We start from the raw sequence: 275 nt of genomic DNA, 5'->3' as shown, positions 1-275 counted from the left end.
CCCTGCTGCATTCCCTGCTGCATTCCCTGCTGCATTCCTTTTTGCACACCTTCAGCCTCGTACTGATGCGCCCATTCTTTCATTCGTTCGGATAGCATGATTCTCAACTCCTGTAAATCATCCACTTCTGGTAGAAGTATACGGTACTCCGGTTTACGCATTAATGTGGCCCGTATCCATCTGGCTATCATTCTGCGCAGGTCAGGCCGGTCTACCAGCCACTCTTCCAGTAGACGCAATAATACCTGAATAGTTTCCGGGTCGGCAGGATGCTC

At 50.5% G+C, this 275-nt stretch carries 1 pseudogene; it reads right to left on the bottom strand.

Going from position 1 to position 275, the window contains the following annotated elements:
- Nucleotides 1–275: pseudogene (locus IV91_RS18770) on the bottom strand (Rpn family recombination-promoting nuclease/putative transposase); the annotation flags it as partial.

It is taken from the genome of Ferrovum myxofaciens, assembly GCF_000735045.1.
Taxonomy (GTDB): Bacteria; Pseudomonadota; Gammaproteobacteria; order Burkholderiales; family Ferrovaceae; genus Ferrovum; species Ferrovum myxofaciens.
The sequence above is the reverse complement of the archived record's forward strand: the minus strand, read 5'-3'. Positions and strand labels throughout refer to the sequence as shown.